The 17,798-nt window shown below is 64.5% G+C and carries 11 protein-coding genes and 1 pseudogene; 5 read left to right on the top strand and 7 right to left on the bottom strand.

All coding sequences use genetic code 11. The features are described 5' to 3' along the window. Positions 1-10: 10 nt before the first annotated feature. The 4 genes from EOA32_RS05785 to EOA32_RS05770 all read right to left on the bottom strand — a co-directional run bounded on the left by EOA32_RS05785 (position 11) and on the right by EOA32_RS05770 (position 7,267). A complete protein-coding gene (locus EOA32_RS05785; RefSeq protein WP_128371154.1) occupies positions 11-3,160 on the bottom strand; it encodes an efflux RND transporter permease subunit in 3,150 nt (1,049 codons plus the stop codon). A 243-nt stretch (positions 3,161-3,403) separates the two neighbouring features. Beyond that, positions 3,404-4,570, bottom strand: a complete 1,167-nt coding sequence (locus EOA32_RS05780; RefSeq protein ID WP_066988960.1) for an efflux RND transporter periplasmic adaptor subunit — start codon at positions 4,568-4,570, stop codon at positions 3,404-3,406. Between the two features lie 53 nt (positions 4,571-4,623). Further along, positions 4,624-5,229 carry a TetR family transcriptional regulator gene (locus tag EOA32_RS05775; RefSeq protein WP_066988962.1) on the bottom strand — a complete coding sequence of 202 codons (606 nt, stop codon included), beginning with the start codon at positions 5,227-5,229 and terminating at the stop codon, positions 4,624-4,626. Between the two features lie 397 nt (positions 5,230-5,626). After that, the gene (locus EOA32_RS05770; RefSeq protein WP_128371153.1) at positions 5,627-7,267 is read right to left on the bottom strand and encodes an acyl-CoA synthetase; all 1,641 of its coding nucleotides are present in this window, start codon (positions 7,265-7,267) and stop codon (positions 5,627-5,629) included. Between the two features lie 206 nt (positions 7,268-7,473). Between EOA32_RS05770 and EOA32_RS05765 the strand changes: the two genes are divergently transcribed. The 4 genes from EOA32_RS05765 to EOA32_RS05750 all read left to right on the top strand — a co-directional run bounded on the left by EOA32_RS05765 (position 7,474) and on the right by EOA32_RS05750 (position 12,501). Then, positions 7,474-8,439 carry a sugar-binding transcriptional regulator gene (locus EOA32_RS05765; protein ID WP_128371152.1) on the top strand — a complete coding sequence of 322 codons (966 nt, stop codon included), beginning with the start codon at positions 7,474-7,476 and terminating at the stop codon, positions 8,437-8,439. An 83-nt stretch (positions 8,440-8,522) separates the two neighbouring features. Beyond that, a complete protein-coding gene (locus tag EOA32_RS05760; RefSeq protein ID WP_128371151.1) occupies positions 8,523-10,577 on the top strand; it encodes a bifunctional aldolase/short-chain dehydrogenase in 2,055 nt (684 codons plus the stop codon). A 214-nt stretch (positions 10,578-10,791) separates the two neighbouring features. Continuing rightward, positions 10,792-11,406: a hypothetical protein gene (locus tag EOA32_RS05755; protein WP_095776264.1), complete on the top strand. Its 615-nt coding sequence runs from the start codon at positions 10,792-10,794 to the stop codon at positions 11,404-11,406. Positions 11,407-11,424: 18 nt separating this feature from the next. Then, complete coding sequence (locus tag EOA32_RS05750) at positions 11,425-12,501, top strand: D-alanine--D-alanine ligase family protein (protein WP_128371150.1); 1,077 nt, start codon at positions 11,425-11,427, stop codon at positions 12,499-12,501. Positions 12,502-12,561: 60 nt separating this feature from the next. Here the strand turns inward: EOA32_RS05750 and EOA32_RS05745 are convergent, their stop codons facing one another. The 3 genes from EOA32_RS05745 to EOA32_RS05735 all read right to left on the bottom strand — a co-directional run bounded on the left by EOA32_RS05745 (position 12,562) and on the right by EOA32_RS05735 (position 16,240). After that, positions 12,562-13,614, bottom strand: a complete 1,053-nt coding sequence (locus EOA32_RS05745; protein WP_066988974.1) for a substrate-binding domain-containing protein — start codon at positions 13,612-13,614, stop codon at positions 12,562-12,564. A gap of 40 nt (positions 13,615-13,654) precedes the next feature. After that, positions 13,655-14,650, bottom strand: a complete 996-nt coding sequence (locus EOA32_RS05740; RefSeq protein ID WP_066989394.1) for an ABC transporter permease — start codon at positions 14,648-14,650, stop codon at positions 13,655-13,657. A gap of 78 nt (positions 14,651-14,728) precedes the next feature. Then, positions 14,729-16,240 (bottom strand): sugar ABC transporter ATP-binding protein, encoded by a 1,512-nt coding sequence (locus EOA32_RS05735; protein ID WP_066988976.1) that lies wholly within the window; start codon positions 16,238-16,240, stop codon positions 14,729-14,731. Between the two features lie 137 nt (positions 16,241-16,377). Here EOA32_RS05735 and mtnK point away from each other — a divergent pair. Continuing rightward, positions 16,378-17,628: pseudogene (mtnK, locus tag EOA32_RS05730) on the top strand (S-methyl-5-thioribose kinase); the annotation flags it as partial. Between the last annotated feature and the right edge of the window lie 170 nt (positions 17,629-17,798).

Genomic DNA, 17,798 nt, shown 5'->3' with positions numbered 1-17,798 from the left:
TGCCACCTTCTTATTCCGCAGCCAGCGCCAGCTGCGGTCTTTCGATGCCTTCGACCTGTTCCGGCTCCTGCGCCTGCTCGCCTGTCTTGGCCGTCTTGGGCTCGCGGCCGAAGAACAGGGCATAGCCCGCCGGCAGCACCAGGATGGTGAGCACGGTGGCGACGAGGATGCCGCCCATCATGGCGTAGGCCAGAGGCCCCCAGAAGACGGCGCGCGAGATCGGGATCAGCGCAAGCACCGCGGTCAGCGCCGTCAGCATGATCGGGCGGAAGCGGCGCACCGCAGCGCCGACGATCGCTTCCGATCGATCCATGCCGGCGGTGATGTCTTGGTCGATCTGGTCGACCAGAATGATCGAGTTTCGCATGATGATGCCAAGCAGCGCGATGACGCCGAGGATGGCGACAAAGCCGAACGGCGCGCCGCTGATCAGAAGGGCTGCCGCGGCGCCGATGATGCCCAGCGGGCCGGTGGCCAGCACCAGCATCGACTTGCCGAAATGCTGCAGCTGGACCATCAGCAAGATGACGATGACGGCCAGCATGATCGGTGCCTTGGCGGCGATCGAGGCCTGGCTTTCGGCCGAGTCCTCCGCGCCGCCCTGGACCTCGATCTTGTAGCCGGGCGCAAGGCCGGCGCGCAGGTCCTTCATGTCGTTGTACATCTTGGTGACGACGTCGTTCGACTGCACGCCATCCGGCAACGTGGCGCGCACGCTGATGGTCGGCAGACGGTCGCGCCGCCACTCTATGCCCTGCTCCATCACCGGCACCACCTTCGCCACCTGGGACAGCGGCACGGAGCCACCGAAGTCGGTCGGGATATAGACGGAGTCGACCGAGGACAGCAGATGACGGGTCGCCTCCGGCTCGCGGGCGACGATCGAGACCGTCTCTTCGCCGTCGCGGAAATCGTCGAGCGGCGCACCGGACATGGTTGCCTGCAGCATCTGGCGAATGCGCTGCGATGTGACGCCTAGTGCCCGGGCTCGGTCCTGGTCGATCACCATCTTCATCGCCGGCACCGGCTCCAGCCAGTCGTCATGGACGGCGCCGAGCAGCGGGTTTGCTTCGAACCTTGCCTTCACCTCGTCGGCGATGCGGCGCACCTCCTGGCGATCCGGCCCCATGATGCGCATTTGCACCGGCCAGCCGGTCGGCGGCCCGAGGAACAAACGATCGACCTTGGCGCGGATCGACGGGAAGTCCTTGGCGAGGATGCCTCGCATCTTGACGATCAGCCGCTCGCGCGCCGGCTCATCCTTGGCCATCACCAGAAGCTGGGCGAAGTTCGGATTGCGAAGCTGCTGGTCCAGCGGCAGGAAGAAGCGCGGGGCGCCCTCGCCGATATAGGTGGCGATGAAGCGCTTGTCCTGGTCGTCCATCATCTTCGCTTCGAGCGCCTTGGCTTGGTTCTCGACCTCCTTGATCGAGGTACCTTCCGGCAGCCAGAGATCGACCAGGATTTCCGGACGTGACGACTGCGGGAAGAAGTTCTGCGGGATAAACTGGAAGGCCCAGAGGCTGGTGCCGAAAGTGACCAGCGTCATCGCCAGCACGATGATGCGGTGGCGCACGGCCCAGGTGACCGTAGCACGCAGCCGCCGGTAGAAGCCGGTGTCGAAAACGTCGTGGTGGGTGCCGGCGTGCTTGCGCTGCTTCAGGATCATGTAGCCCAGCCACGGCGTGAAATAGACCGCGACGAACCACGACACGACCAGTGCGATGCCGACGACATAGAACAGCGTGCGCACATATTCGCCCGCGGTGGAGGCCGCGAAGCCGACCGGGATGAAGCCGGCGGTGGTGATCAGCGTGCCGGTCAGCATCGGGAAGGCGGTCGAGGAATAGGCGAAGCTCGCCGCCTCGATCTTGACCAGCCCCTCCTCCAGCTTGCGCTCCATCATCTCGACGACGATCATGGCGTCGTCGACCAGCAGACCGAGCGCGATGATCAGCGCGCCGAGCGAGATGCGCTGCAGGTCGATGCCGATCTCGTACATGATGGCGAAGGTGGCGGCTAAAACCAGCGGGATGGCGATCGCGATCACCAGGCCGGAGCGCCAGCCGATCGACAGGAACGAGACGACGAGAACGATCAGCAACGCTTCGCCGAGCGCCTCCATGAATTCGTTGACGGCATCCTTGACCACCTCCGGCTGGTCGGAGATCTGGTCGACCGCAACGCCATAGGGCAGACCTTCCTCGAAGCGCTTGTAGGTCGCCTCGACATCCTTACCGACGTCCCTGACATTGAAGCCCTTGGCCATGACGACGCCGACCTGGACGCTTTCGTGGCCGTTGAAGCGGTACTTGCGCTCATAAGGGTCCTCGAGGCCGGAAGAGACCGTGGCGATGTCGCCAAGACGCGTCACCTGATTGCCGGCGCGCAGCCTCAGCTCGCGGATATCGGCGGCCTTGGTGACGTCGCCCTCGACCGAGATGCGAACCGAGCGCAGGCCGGTATCGACCGAGCCCGCCGGATCGACGGCGTTCTGCCCTTTCACGGCATTCTGCAGGTCAAGCACCGTCAGCCCGCGCTCGGCGAGCGCCTTGGAGGACACATCGATATAGATCTTCTCGGGCTGGTCGCCAATGATGACGGCCTTTTCGACGCCCGGCGTCGCCAGCAGCATGTCGCGCGCCTGAACGGCGAATTTCTTCAGCTCGGGATAGGTGAAGCCGTCGCCGCTGATCGAATGCAGCGTGATGAAGGTGTCGCCGAACTCGTCGTTGAAATAGGGGCCGAGCAGGCCCTGCGGCAGTTCGTTGGCGATATCGCCGACCTTCTTGCGCACCTGGTAGAAGGCATCCTTCACCTCCTCGGCGTTGGTGTCGCCCTTTACCTGGAGCGTGATGATGGCGCTGCCGGCGCGGGTGTAGGAGCGGACAAAGTCGAGATGCGGCGTCTCCTGCAGCTTGCGCTCGATCTTGTTGACGACCTGGTCTTCCATGTCCTGGATCGAGGCGCCCGGCCAGACTGCCTGCACGACCATGACGCGGAAGGTGAAGTCCGGGTCTTCCTTCTGGCCCATGCGCATCAGGCCGAGCGCGCCGGCCAGGATGATGAGGCCGAACAGGAAGCGCGCGATGCTCGGATGCCCGATCGCCCAGCGCGAGAGGTTGAAGGGACGCTTTTCAGTGCTGCTGTCCGTGGTCATGGCGCAGGTCCAGTCCAATTGGCGGCAAGGCAGCATGCCTTGCGGCTCATGAGTTCTCGGTGGGCTTCCGGGCGGCGAGCACCTCAAGCGGAGAGAGACTCGCAATCGCGCTCGACGCGGCCGTGGTGCGGGGGATACCAATGCCGCGTCTCGTCGATCGGGCGATTTCGCCGCCCGGAACCCATGCCCTGCCCGGCTCGCGGCTCACGGCAGCGAGGTCGGGAAAGGCGTTCTTTCGCCTGGTTAGCGCAGGCTGCTGGTGGCGGCGACGTCATCCTCCGCCGAGGCGGACTGCTGGGCGGCATCGCCGGAAGGCTTCACTTTCAGATTGTCGGTCATGAACTGTGTGCCGGCGGCCACCACCACGTCGCCCTGCTTCAAACCTTCGGCAACGGCAACGCCGTCGGCGGTGAAGTTCGCCACCTTGATCGGGCGCGGATGCACCGTGTCGGACGCGCGGTCGACCGTCCAGACGATGTGCTTGCCGTCCTTCTCAGCCATCGCGGTCAGCGGGATAGACACCAGCTGCGCCTTGCTGCCGACGGTCGCCGCGACATTGGCGGTCATGCCGAGCAGCACCCGCGCATCGTTGGGCAGCGACACCCGGACCGCGAAGGTGCGCGACTGCGGATCGGCGCTGCCGGCCACCTCGCGGACCTTGCCGTCAAGGGTCAGCGCCTCGTCGGACCAGAAGCTCGCCTTGACCTCCTTGCCCGGGCGGAAGCCGGCGATGTCCATTTCCGGCACCGCGATCAGCACTTCCTTCTCGCCGTCGACGGCAACCGTCATGACCGGCGTGCCGGCGCCGACCACCTGACCGATATCGGCCGAGATGGCGGTGACGATGCCGGCCTTGCCGGCTTTGAGATCGGTGTAATGGACCTGGTTCTGCGCCTGGGCCAGGGTCGAACGGGCGGCATCGCGCGTCGCCACGGCCTGATCATAGCTCAGAACGGCCTGATCGAGCTGCGACTTAGGCGCGAAGTTCTTGGCATAGAGCTGCTCGGCGCGCTTCCTGGCGAGATCGACGGTCTCGACCTGCCGCTCGGCGGCGTCGAGGCTCGCCTCGGCGCTCTTCACCGACAGCTCGTAGTCGGAGGGGTCGACGCGGGCAAGCACGTCGCCCTCGTTGACATGCTGGCCGATGTCGACGAGACGCTCGGTGACCTTGCCGGCGATGCGGAAGCCGAGATTCATCTCGGTGCGGGCGCGCACTGAACCGGAATAGTCGAGCTGGCGCGTGGTCTCGGCCTCGCCGATCTCGACGACCTTCACCGGCCGGATGACTTCCTGGGCTTCCGCTTTCTTCTCTTGGCTGCAGCCGGCAAGCCCGAGCGCCGCGACAACGACGCCGACGACTGGGAGGCCGGCGGCCGGCAACCTGCGGAGGATGGAACTGGACAAAGACACCTTAGCACTCCCGAACTGGAGATAAACGTCGACCGGCACCCGCGGGGCAGCGGCTATTTCAAGGCTCTGATTGCGTAGTCGATAAGGTCGTCCGGCATTGCCCGGTTGGTCTTGGCAAGGCACTGGGCGACCATCTGCGGATGGCACAGGATGACGGTGGAGGCGCCGAAACAGCGCGAGGCGATCACCGGGTCCTGCTTCCTGAACTCGCCGGCCTCTATGCCGTCGCGGATGACGTCGGCGAGCAGGTCGTGGATGCGGTCGACATGCTTGTCGATGACGCCCCAGTCGCGCTCGAGCGCGACGATCACCATCTCATGCACCTTCTGGTCGTCGAGCATGACTTCCAGCGTCATCTTGTACTGGGCGTGAACGTAACGGCGCAGCCGCTCCTCCGCGCTGATCGGCAGGCGCGAAATCTCGTAGGCCATCGCGTAGCTGGCGCCGAGCATGCGGCCGCAGACGGCCTGGTGGATTTCGACCTTGGAGGCGAAGAAGCGGTAGATGTTGGCCGGCGACATGCCGAGCTCGCGGGCAATGTCGGCAACGTTGGTTTTGCCGTAGCCGTAATGCCGGAACAGGCGCTCGGCACAGTCGAGAATGCGCGTCACATTCTCCTGTCTGGCGGGGTCGGCCACGATGTTGGCGGCTTCTGACATGGTGCTTTCGATTTACGAGTGACGAATTTCAATTTTCGTCACTCGTAAATCCAAAGTGGCCCGGAGTCAACGCGGAATCGATATACGCGTACAAAATGGTGACAGATGGTGACAGATGCGAGGGTGGGCGTGGGTCACACTGACGACTAGCCATTGACGCCTGTGGACGTCGTCATCCACGGGCGGAGCAAGGAGCGAAGCGACGCGCGCAGACCCGAGGATCCATTCCGTGACCTATGTCAAAGAATGAAACGGTATCAATGTGTTACGCCAATATACATCTGACGTCCACCTGCCAGCTATTCTCAACCGCTGGGACATGGCCGCATGGTCACGGAATGGATCCTAGGGTTTCCGCGACGTCGCTTCGCGACTGCTCCACCCTAGGATGACGAACTCAGAGGCCCTTCGCCATTTCCCTCAACCTGAACTTCTGGATCTTCCCCGTGGATGTCTTCGGAATCTCGGCGAACACCACCGCCTTCGGCACTTTGAAGCGGGCGAGCAACCCACGGCAATGCTCGATGATCTCGGCCTCGCTCGCAACCATGCCGGGCTTCAGCTCGACATAGGCGACAGGCACCTCGCCCCATTTCTCATCTGCGCGGGCAACCACTCCGCAGGATGCGACGGACTGATGCTTGTAGAGCGCGTCCTCGACCTCGATGGACGAGATGTTCTCGCCGCCCGAGATGATGATGTCCTTGGAGCGGTCCTTGAGCTGGATGTAGCCGTCCGGGTGCATGACACCGAGATCGCCGGAGTGGAACCAGCCGCCGGCAAAAGCCTCGTCGGTGGCCTTGCGGTTCTTCAGGTAGCCCTTCATGACGATGTTGCCGCGGAACATGACCTCGCCGATGGTCTCGCCGTCGGCCGGCGTCTCGGCCATCGTCTCGGGGTTGATCACGGTCAACCCTTCCAGCGCGGCATAGCGCACACCCTGGCGCGCCTTCATCGCCGTCCTCGGGCCTTTCTCCAGCTCGTCCCACTCATTGTGCCATTCGTTGACGACGGCCGGCCCATAGGTCTCGGTCAGGCCGTAGAGATGGGTGACGGCGAAGCCGGCATCGGCCATGCCGGAAAGCACCGCCTCGGGCGGCGGCGCGGCGGCCGTGTTGAAGGTGACGGTCTGGGCGAACTGGCGCTTGTCCTCGTCTTTCGCGTTGATCAGCACTGACATGACGATCGGCGCGCCGCAAAGATGGGTAACGCGATGGTCGGCGATGGCGTCATAGATCGGCTTTGCCCGTACCCAGCGGAGGCAGACATGGGTGCCGGCTTGCACGGCGAGCGTCCAGGGAAAGCACCAGCCGTTGCAGTGGAACATCGGCAGCGTCCAAAGATAAACGGCGTGCTTGGCCATGCCCGCATGGATGGTGTTGGTGTAGGCCATCAGGGCGGCGCCGCGATGGTGGTAGACGACGCCCTTTGGATTGCCGGTCGTGCCGGAAGTATAGTTGAGCGAGATGGCGTCCCATTCGTCGTCGGGCATCGACCATGCAAAAGCCTCGTCGCCGCCGGCGACGAAGTCCTCATAGTCGAGCGAGCCGATCCGCTCGCCCTTCGGATAGGGCGCATCGGCGGCGTAGTCGGGGTCGTCATAGTCGATGACCAATGGCTTGGCCTTGGCCGATGCCAGCGCCTCCCTGACCACGCCCGAGAACTCGCGGTCGACGATCAGCACCTTGGTGTCGGCATGGTCGAGCTGAAAGGCGATGACGGCGGCATCGAGGCGGGTGTTCAGCGAATGCAGCACCGCCTTCACCATCGGCACGCCGAAATGCGCCTCCAGCATCGGCGGCGTGTTCGACAGCATCACCGTGACCGTATCCCCCTTGCCGATGCCGTGCTTCGACAGCGCCGAGGCGAGCTTCAGCGACCGCCGCCAGAAATCGCGATAAGAGATGCGCTGGCTGCCGTGGATAATGGCGACATGGTCGGGATAGGTCTTGGCCGCCCGCTCAAGGTAGGTGAGCGGCGTCAGCGGCTGGTGGTTGGCGGCGTTCCGTTCGAGATCCTGTTCGTAGGGATTGGCCATCCCATCCTCCCCAAAAGTCTTTTCGAGCTTTCTAACCGCAGGCCCGCGATCATGCCATCCCCCTGAACGACCGGGAAATGCTATGACATGAGTGCTCGGTAGAAGGGCAGCCACCCCGAACATGCCGGCGCCGGAGGACGAATAACCCAGCCGGCTGGATTTGACTTTTGTCGAGAGCCGTGACTAATGTCAGCCGAGGAGGCGGCATGGCGATCCGACCGGCAGAACAGCTCATCCACAAGGCCGCCTGGCTTTACTATGCGCATGGCCTTCGCCAGGACGAAGTGGCGAACCAGCTCAAGATTTCGCGCGCATCGGTCGCCATGTATCTTCGCAAGGCGCGCGAGACCGGCATCGTCAACATCTCGACCTCGACGCAGCTTTTCACCGACGATGTCATGGCGCGCAGGCTGGAGGACGCCTTCAAGCTCGACGCCGTCTGGATCGCGCCGGAAAACGCCTATGTCGCCGACCCGTCGACCGACATCGCCGTCCTGGCGGCGAGCGTCTTCCTGGAACTGGTGAAGAAGGGCGACCGCATCGGCGTCGCCTGGGGCCGCACGGTCTACACCATCGCCGACATCATGTCCTATGCCGATCTGCAGGACGTCACCGTGGTGCAGCTCTGCGGCAACCTCGGCGCGCCCTATTCCTATCGACCCGATCAGTGCACGATGGAGATCGCGCGGCGGCTGAACGCCAAGGGTCTGAATTTTTACGCGCCGCTGGTGCTGTCCACGGAAGAATTGGCAGAGGGCCTGCGCGCCGAGCCGGTGATCAGCGACCAGCTTGCCGGCATCAGCGACTGCGATCTCGCGCTCTATTCCGTCGGCGCCGTGGACGCCGACAGCCATCTGGTCAAATGCGGCGCGCTGACGCCGGCCGAAATGGCCGCGCTGCGCAAGGAAGGCGCGGCCGGCGTCATCGCCGGACACATCATCGATGCAAGCGGCGAGGCGCTCGACTGCAGCTACAACCGGCGGGTCATTTCCGCCGAGCTCGCCTCGCTGCGCGCCATCGGGAAGCGGCTGATGGTGGTGCAGGAGGACAGCAAGTTCGAGCCGCTGCTGGCCGCAATCGGCGGCGGACTCTGCACGCATCTGGTGGTCGGCGCGCATATGGCGGGGCGCCTTCTCGATCACGCCTGCGCGGTCAGCAAGAAGGCCTCGTAGGAACCACCCTCGCCGCTTCTGTCATCAAGACGTCGCGGCTTCCTGTTCATGAGCAGACAAAATACGGAATCGGACGGAACGACATGAAGAACCTTTGGAACGACGCCGACGCGGAAAAGATGGTTGCCGACTACGCGAGGAAGGGCGTCCGCCGCGACCTTGCGCTGCGCGTCTACACGACCCGCCTGCTCGGCGGCGAGCCGCGGCTGGTGCTGCATGGCGGCGGCAATACCTCCTGCAAGACCAGGGCCACCGATCTGGTCGGTGACGAATGGGACGTGCTTTGCGTCAAGGGCAGCGGCTGGGACATGGCCGTCATCGAGCCGCAAGGCTTGCCGGCGGTGAAGATGGGCGCGCTGCTCAAGGCGCGCGCGCTGGACACGCTCTCCGACGAGGACATGGTGGCGCTGCAGCGTTCCAATCTCATCGACCCCGCCTCGCCGAATCCATCGGTCGAGACACTCCTGCACGCCTTTCTGCCGCTTAAATTCGTCGACCATACGCATTCGACCGCGATCCTTGCCATCGTCGACCAGGAGAACAGCAAGGCGCTGGTGAAGACGGTGTTCGGCGACAAAATGGGCTACGTGCCCTACATCAAGCCGGGCTTCGAGCTCGCCAAGGTCGCGGCGGACGTTTTTGACGCCGACCCCAGCGTCGAAGGCCTGATCCTCGACAAGCACGGCATCTTCACCTTCGGCGACGATGCCAGGCAGGCCTATGACCGCATGATCCACTATGTGACCATCGCCGAGGACTATATCGCCAAGAACGGCAAGCCGCAGGCGACCAAGGCGGCGCTGCCGGCTAAGCTCGCCAAGGCGAGCGACATCGCGCCGACGCTGCGCGGCGCTGTCGCAGTGGCGCGCGGCGAAGGCCGCTTCGACCGCATGATCAGCGATTTCCGGACCTCGGATGCGATCGTCGATTTCATCAATTCGGCCAGGATCGCCGAGCTGGCCGGACGCGGCGTGTCGACGCCCGATCTTTCGATCCGCATCAAGACCGGGCCGATGGCGGTCCCGGCTCCCGACGCCGACAAGCTCGGCGACTACAAGGTCGCCGTCCGTAGCCATGTCGAGGCTTTCGCCAAGGACTACCGCGCCTATTTCGAGACCAACGACGCGCTGGATGACGTCAAGCGCACCATGCTCGACCCGATGCCGCGGCTGACGCTGGTGCCGGGTCTCGGCATGTTCGGCCACGGCCGCACGCTGAAGGACGCGAAAATCGCCTCCGATGTCGGCGAGATGTGGATCGAGGCGGTGCGCGGCGCGGAAGCCATCGGCAATTTCCAGCCGCTCTCCAAGGCCGACCTCTTCCCGCTCGAATACTGGTCGCTGGAGCAGGCCAAGCTCGCCTCGAACAAGCCGAAGCCGCTGACCGGCCAGGTGGCGTTGATCACCGGCGGCGCCGGGGCGATCGGCGCCGCGACGGCGAAGCTGTTCGCCGCAAACGGTGCGCATGCGGTCATCGTCGATCTGGATCCGGCCAAGGCCGCGGAAGCGGCAAAGGCGGCGGGTAACAATTCGATCGGGGTCGGCGCCGACATCACCAGCCCGGCCGAGGTGCGCGCCGCCTTCGACAAGGCGGTCGCGGTCTACGGCGGCGTCGACATCCTGGTCTCGAATGCAGGCGCGGCCTGGGAAGGCCGGATCGGCGAAATCGACGACGCGCTGCTGCGCAAGAGCTTCGAGCTCAACTTCTTCGCCCACCAGTCGGCGGCGCAGAACGCGGTGCGCATCATGCTCGAACAGGGCACGGGCGGCGTGCTTCTGTTCAACACCTCCAAGCAGGCCATCAATCCCGGGCCGAAATTCGGCGCCTACGGCCTGCCCAAGGCGGCGACGCTGTTCCTGTCGCGCCAGTATGCCCTGGACTACGGCGCCTACGGCATCCGCTCGAACGCGGTCAACGCCGACCGCATCCGGTCCGGGCTTTTGACCGACGCCATGATTGCCAGCCGCTCGGGCGCGCGCGGTGTCTCGGAAAAGGAATACATGTCCGGCAATCTGCTCGGCCAGGAAGTGACGGCCGACGACGTGGCGCAGGCCTTCCTGCATCAGGCGCTGGCCGAACGCACCACCGCCGACGTGACGACGGTGGACGGCGGCAATATCGCCGCGGCGCTGCGCTGAAGAAACAGGAGATCTCTCTGAGCGGCCCGTCGCTTTCCCAGAACGACGGGCCGCTCTCTCCGTGTCGCGACCCAGGTCAGGACTGAAGCCCATTTCACGTCTGCTGGAAAACTGCTCCAACCGGTCAAAATCCGCGCAAATCTTTTGCTTATTGCTCGAACAGCTTTAAGGGGTGCCTTGCGCCTCGCTTGCGGGACACAAGGCTGGAGCCGCTATGCAATCCAGGGAAGTGCCTTATTTCAGCCAGTGGGAATCGCCCGGCATGACTTTGCCGCTGTTGGCGGAGGGACCATCGGCTCTGCACCGCGACCCGATGTGGCGCAATTCCGGCGCCGAGACGATTGAGGATTATGCACGCTGGGCCGTGAATGCCTGCGGCATGGCCTGCCTGAAGATGATCCTTGCCGCGCGCGGCGAAATTCATCCGACGCTTGAGCTCGCCCGCGCCTGTACGGCCTATGGCGGCTATGTCGTCAATGAAGGAGAGGGTACGATCAAGGGACTGATCTACGAGCCCTTCGTCCGGTTCGTGCGCGAACGTTTCGGCCTGTTCGCCGAGACGGTGACGAATGTCGATGCGGGCACGGTGCCCGGTCTTCTTTGCAAGTGGCGCTATTTCATCGCCTCGGTTCACCCAGGCATCCGCTGGCCCGAGCGCGAGCCGCCGTCGAAAGGCGGGCATCTGGTGCTGGTGACGGCCGCCTCGCCAGGCGAAATCCGCTTCCACAACCCTTCCGGACACGACAGGCAGAGCCAGGCGGACGTCACGCTGCCGCTCGCCAGTTTCGACCGCTTTTTCGCCCGGCGCGGCATCGCCGTCGGTTTCTGATCCTCGAGCATTGTGGAGATGTGGATGGCCGAAAAAAGACTGCGTATTGGTGTGCTCTTTGGCGGGCGGTCCGCCGAGCACGACGTGTCGGTGCTTTCGGCGAACAATGTCATGGGCGCGCTGGAGCCGGGGAAGTATGATGCCGTTCCGATCTTCGTCACCCGCGAAGGGCAATGGCTGCTCAGCCGCTTCGAGGACGGCGCGCTGGCGACACCGTCGAACGGAGCGGAGGTCTGTCTGGTGCCCGGCGGGCATGGACGAATGCTGGCCGTTCCGGCCGTAGGGCCGCCTTACGAGTTGCCCGCGATCGATATTCTGTTTCCCGTCCTGCACGGTCTGCATGGCGAGGACGGCGCCACGCAAGGACTGGCGGAGGTGGCGCGCGTGCCGCTTGCCGGCTGCGGCATTCTCGGTTCGGCCACGGCGCTCGACAAGGATATCGCCAAGCGGTTGCTGAAGGCGGCCGGCCTGCCCACGGCACGGTCCATCACCATCCTGCCCGCGGCCGCGCCTGGCTTCCCGGAGATCGAGCAGGCGCTCGGACTCCCGGTCTTCATCAAGCCGGCCCGCCAGGGCTCTTCCGTCGGCGTCAGCAAGGTCTCCGACGAAACGGACTATCAGGCGGCGCTCGCCGAAGGCTTCAGGCACGACGGCAAGCTGCTGGCGGAGGAATTCATCCGCGGCCGCGAGATCGAATGCAGCGTGCTTGAGGACACGGAAGGTGGCCTCTTCGTCTCCCGTCCCGGCGAGATCGTGCCGGCCGAAAGCCACGGCTTCTACAGCTATGACGCCAAATATATCGATAAGGATGGAGCAGCACTTAAGGTGCCCGCCGAATTGCCCGAGACGATCGAAGGCGAGATCCGCGAGACGGCGGCGAAGGCGTTCCGCGCGCTAGGCTGCGACGCGATGGCGCGCGTCGACTTCTTCGTGAGACCGGACATGACGTTCCTGATCAACGAGCTCAATACCATCCCGGGCTTCACCGACATCAGCATGTACGCCAAGGCGATGGCGGCAAGCGGCATCAGCTACCCGGAAGTCATCGACCGGCTGGTGGCGCATGGGCTGGCGCGTGCCGCCCGATCTACCTGAGCGACTCCGGCAATAAGAAGAGCGGCCCGGGAGCCGCTCTTCTGCCTTCAGGCGCGTGGCCTACTTCGCGTTGGGGTTCGGCATCCAGGCCGGCATGGCGACATCGGCATGGGCGAACTGCGGCAGCTTGGCCGACAGGTCTTCCATGTTCTTGATGTCCTTGTCGATAAGTTCCTTCTGGGTGATCAGCGTCGGCGGCACGATGACGTTGTGGCCGGGATCCTCGCCGGCGAGCAGCTGCGCCAGCGCGCGCACCGAGACCTGGCCGACGACTGCCGGGTTGGTGGCGGCGGTGGCGGCCCAGGCGCTGTCCGGCTCGCGCATCGCGGCGATGTCGGACGTCGAGATGTCGGCCGAGTAGATCTTGATGCCCTTGTTGAGGCCGGCCTCGTCGACGGCGATCTTCACGCCCTTGGCGAACTCGTCGTAAGGCGCGAACATCACCTTGATATCGGGATGCGCCTGCAGCACCGAGCGCGCCTGGTTGGCGACGGAATTGGCGATCGGATTGTCGAGCGTGCCGAACATGGCGACCTCGCTGATGCCGGAATGTTTCTTCTTCACGTCGACCCAGGTTTCGTTGCGGCGGTCGAGCGGGGCGATGCCGGCGACATAGACATAGCCGGCCTTCCAGGCGTCGCCATTGTCCTTGACCGCCTGTTCGAGCGCGAGGCGCGCGAGATCGCGGTCGGACTGCTCGATCTGCGGGATCTTCGGGTTCTCGACATTGACGTCGAAGGCGACGACCTTGATGCCGGCGTCGACGGCGCGCTGGGCGGCGTCCTTCATCGATTCCGTCAGGCCGTGCTGGATGATGATGCCCTGCACGCCGAGCGCGATCGCCTGGTCGACCATGTCGGCCTGGAGCGCTGCGTCCTGGCGGCTGTCCAGCACGCGTAGATCGACGCCGAGCGCCTTGGCCTGCGCCTCTACGCCGGAGAGATAGGCCTGGAAGAAGTCACCGGTGGAGAGATAGCGCACCAGCGCGATCTTGACGCCCGGCTTGTCGAATGGCGCCGGACGGTCCGCCGCCAATGCTGTGCCCTGCATGAGCAGCGCCGCGCCCGCGAGGCCGAGTGCGGCCTTCCCCAAAAGTCTTCTTGTGATGCTCACTTCGTCTTCCTCCGTTTTGTTCTCAATGCCCCGGTCGAAACTATCTCTTGCCCCTGCCGGAAAGGGCGAAGGTGAAGACAAGGGCGACGACGAGAACCGCGCCCTTGACGAAATCCTGCGTGTAGTAAGGGGCGTTCATCATCGTCAGGCCCTGCAGCAGGACGCCGACGAACACCGCGCCGACGGCCGTGCCGAAAGCGTTGGGCTTGGCGGCGCCGAGCACCGCGTAGCCGATAAGCGCCGCCGCTACTGCGTCGAGCAGCAGATTATTACCCGAGGCGATATCGCCGCGTCCAAGCCGGGCAGCGAGCAAAATCCCGCCGATCGAGGCAAAAACTCCCGAAATGACATAGGCCCAGATCTTGTATGCCTTGACAGGCGCGCCGGCCAGTTCGGCGGCGCGTTCGTTGCTGCCGACGGCATACATCATGCGGCCGAAGCGGGTGTATTCGAGGAAGAACCAGATGAGCGCGGCGAGCACGACCAGCACCACCACCGAGACCGGGATCAGGTTCGGAATGAAGAAGTCGATGCGGTGGCGGCCGAGCGCCAGGAAGGCTTCCGAGAACTTGCCGTTGGCGACCGAGCCGTCGGGCATCGTCATGCCGGTGGCGATCGAGCGGCCTTCGGTCGGAATGCGTTGCAGGCCGAGCAGCAGGAACATCATGCCGAGCGTCGCGAGCAGATCCGGCACGCGCATGTAGACGATGAGCCAGCCATTGATGAGGCCGACGACCGCGCCGATCACGAGGCAGGCGATGACGGCGACGACGGCGTTCTGCTCCAGCACAACCATGGCATAGGAAGCCGCCATCATGGCGCTGGTGGCGACCGAGCCGATCGACAGATCGAAGCCGCCGACGACAAGTGTCGCGGTGACGCCGAGTGCCAGCACGCCGGTGATGGCGACCGACTGGAAGATGAAGACGGCGCTTTGCGGCGAGGCGAAGCCGTCGGCGGCGATCGCGAAATAGGCGATCAGCCCGACCAGCAGGATGATGAAACCATAGCGGATCGCATAGTCGCGCAATGTTATCGAACGCCCCCGCGCTGCTGCCCTCTCCGCCAAACTGGAACTCATGCCTGCACTCCAAGTCTCGTCATCCATACGATCTCACGCCGCGCTGGTGAGCGGCCCGCCGGCCACCTCAGCCAGCAGCCGATCGAGATCGATGTCATCGTTCCTGTGCTCGCCGACGATCGCGTGCTCCGACATCACCAGGATGCGGTCGGCGGTCTCCAGGGCCTCGTCGATCTCGGTGACGAAGAGCAGTGTGGCGCGGCCGTCGGCGCTCGCCCTGAGCTTGGTTGCGATGTCGCGCCGAGCCGAGATATCGACGCCCTGGAACGGCTCGTCGAGGATGAACAGGCGCGAGGCCTGCGACATCCAGCGCGCCACCATCACCTTCTGCTGGTTGCCGCCCGAAAGCGCGGAAAGCTCGTCCTTCTCGGAGCGGCAGACGATGCCGAGCTCGTCGATCTGGCGGCGTGCGGCAGCCCGCTCTGCCCGCTTCTTCATGACACCGAAGCCGGACATGCGCTTGAGAAACGGCAGGCTGATGTTGCGTTCGATGTTGAAGCCGTCGACGATGCCGCTCATCGCGCGGTCCTTGGCCACGAGGAAGACGCCGGCAGCGATCGCCTCGCACGCGGATCCCGGTGCGTAGGGCTTACCGTCCATATGCATGGTGCCGGCGAGCGGCCTGCGCACGCCGAACAAAGTTTCGGCGAGCGCCGTCTTGCCGACGCCGACCAGGCCGGTGATCGCCACCACCTCCCCAGCGCCGAGCGTCATCGAGATCGGTCTGGCGCCGGGCGCCAGCTGCAGGCCTTGGGCGGTGAAGACCGCGCGCGCCGAGCTTCTGGCAATGACCCGGTCGAGCAGGATCTTGCGGCCGAGCATGGCATTGACCGCGCCCTCATAGTCGAGCGGCTTCCGGTCGAACACGCCGGAGACGACGCCGTCACGCATCGAGACGATGCGGTCTGCCAAGCGCCTGATGTCGGACATGCGATGCGAGATATAGAGGATCGCGACACCCTGCCCGCGCAGCCTGTCGATCAGCGCAAACAGCCGGTCGGCCTCGGCGCTCGACAGCGAGGAGGTCGGCTCGTCGAGGATCAGCACTTTCGGCTGGTGCGCCATGGCGCGGGCAATCGCGACCATCTGACGATCGGCGAGTGAGAGGTCCGCGACGCGTGCCTTAAGATCGAGCGTAAGCCCCATGCGGTCGGCGACGGCCCTGGCTTCGACGCGGACATTGGCGGGCTTGAACAGCAGCGATGCGCCCTTGCCGCTCAGCCGGTCGAGCGTCAGGTTGGTGGCGACGTCGAGATCTGCGACAACGCCGTCATTGATGTTCTGATGAACGGTGACGACACCGGCGCGGATCGCTTCTGCCGGCGAGCCGGGATCGAAGGCCTGGCCGGCGAGCCGCATCGTGCCGCCGCCGCGCGCGTACACGCCGCTGACGATCTTGACCAGGGTGGATTTGCCGGCGCCGTTGGCGCCCATCAGCACGGTGACCTCGCCCGCATAGAGATCCAGCGCGATGCCGCCAAGCACCTCGTTCTGGCCGAAGGATTTCCTCAGGCCGTCCACACGGAACACGGCATCTGCGCCCATTCGTTCCTCCCTGATCCATGACGCTATGGGCTCACTCGGCAATTGTCAACACGATTGACAATTGCCAGAGCGCTCCCTAGCTTGGCCCGGCCGCCGTGGCTCGGTTATCGTGGGACACCACGCGCAGGAGGGAGAGGATGACCGGGAAGTTCGAAGCATTGTCGGTGGAGACGCTGCCGAAGCGCCTCGGCGAGACCACAGCGCTTACCGAGCGCATTGGCAAGGACGCCGGCCACTGGAAAGTACGCGAGGTCGGCGACGGCAATCTGAACCTCGTTTTCATCGTCGAGGGCGACCAGGGCGCGGCGGTGGTCAAGCAGGCGCTGCCCTATGTGCGCCTGGTCGGCGACAGCTGGCCGCTGCCTTTGAAGCGCTCTTTCTTCGAGTATCACGCGCTGACGAGGCAACAGCGCCGAGCGCAAGGCTCGGTGCCCGCGATCTATTATTTCGACGAGGACCAGGCGCTAATTGTCATGGAGTATCTGGCGCCGCCCTACATCATCCTGCGTCGCGCGCTGATCGACGGCCGCGAGCTGCCGAACATTGCGCGCGACATCGGCCTGTTCATGGCCCGCACGCTGTTCCGCGGCTCGGACCTCTCAATGCCGACAAAAGAGCGCAAGGCCGATCTCGCGCTGTTCGCCGACAATGTCGAGCTCTGCGACATCACCGAGAACCTGGTGTTCTCCGATCCCTATTTCGACGCCGAGATGAACCGGCACACCAGCCCGCAGCTCGACCGCCTGGTGGCCGAATTGCGCGCCGACCGCGACCTCAAGGTCGAGGCGCAGCGGCTGAAGCACCTCTTCGCCGCCAATGCCGAAACACTGCTGCATGGCGACCTGCATTCCGGTTCGATCATGGTGACCGATACCGAGACCCGGATGATCGATCCGGAATTCGCCTTCTACGGCCCGATCGCCTTCGACGTCGGCATGCTGCTCGCCAATTTCTGGATGGCCTTCTTCTCGCAGCGGGGCCATGAGCAGAAAGGTAGCCGGGATTCGATGCGCGCCTACCTGCTTAAGGTCACGGCCGAGAGCTGGGCGGTGTTCCGCGCCGAGTTTTCGCATTTGTGGCGAACCGAGCGCACCGGCATCCTCTACCAGAAGAGCCTGTTCGAGGATCAGGGCGACCTGCTCGGTTCCGAACAGGCGCTCGACCACATGCTCTCCGGCATCTGGACCGACCTGCTCGGCTTCGCCGGCATCGAGGTGCACCGGCGTATCCTCGGTCTCGCCCACAATGCCGATTTCGAGACCATTGCCGACGCAGACCTTCGCGCCAAATGTGAAGCAAAGGCGCTGCGCTTCGGCCGCCACATCGCCGTGAACCGGCGTGAGATCCACAGCATCGACGAGGTCAACGCATTGGCCGCGCTGGTCGATGATCTCGACCGAGCGTTTGTCGTTGCTGAGCCAAATTGTACGATAGTGGCGTTCGCCGACTTTCAAAGGCTCTTCTCCTGTTCGACCAGCGCTGGCTGCCGCATGAGTTTCGCGTCGAGACGATCGGAACCGTTCCCAGCATCGCTACCGCGATCCGCGACATGTGGGTG

The organism is Mesorhizobium sp. M1A.F.Ca.ET.072.01.1.1, assembly GCF_004023325.1.
In the GTDB taxonomy this organism is placed as follows: Bacteria; Pseudomonadota; Alphaproteobacteria; order Rhizobiales; family Rhizobiaceae; genus Mesorhizobium.
Note: the sequence above shows the minus strand (reverse complement) of the source record. Positions and strands in the feature narration are given on the sequence as shown.